Annotated in this window: 1 pseudogene; it reads left to right on the forward strand. The window is 39.7% G+C overall.

The annotated features are described in order from the left end of the window. Positions 1–126: 126 nt before the first annotated feature. A pseudogene (locus AACQ81_RS06475) lies at positions 127–279 on the forward strand (transposase); the annotation flags it as partial. Positions 280–368 lie beyond the last annotated feature (89 nt).

The raw sequence follows: 368 nt of genomic DNA on the forward strand, positions 1-368 counted from the left end.
ATCGACGCAGCAGTAAAGTTCTTCTAAATTATACATGCCTGAGGATCTCCACGATTTTGTTTTCTTTAGCAAAAACTTTGATCGTGCCTCAGGCACTTTAGTTCCCTTCTTAAGCGAAGCTCAGGTTACCTACCGCCTTACAGCCCAAACCTCAATCCGATAGAGCGATTGTGGAAGTATATGAATGAGCAAGTGCGTAACAATATCTATTTTCCGAATGCGAAGACATTCCGTGAAACCCCAGGGCGCGAGCATACTTTTTTAACATCTATTGAATGAAAATTAATAGCATGATCTAATTAGCCTTATTTCTCTTCTAATCGCTTACCTATGACCCTGATTGAACATTTATCCGTTGTTAAAGAAAC

Origin of the sequence: Xenorhabdus sp. Sc-CR9, assembly GCF_963897815.1 — a bacterium.
In the GTDB taxonomy this organism is placed as follows: domain Bacteria; phylum Pseudomonadota; class Gammaproteobacteria; order Enterobacterales; family Enterobacteriaceae; genus Xenorhabdus.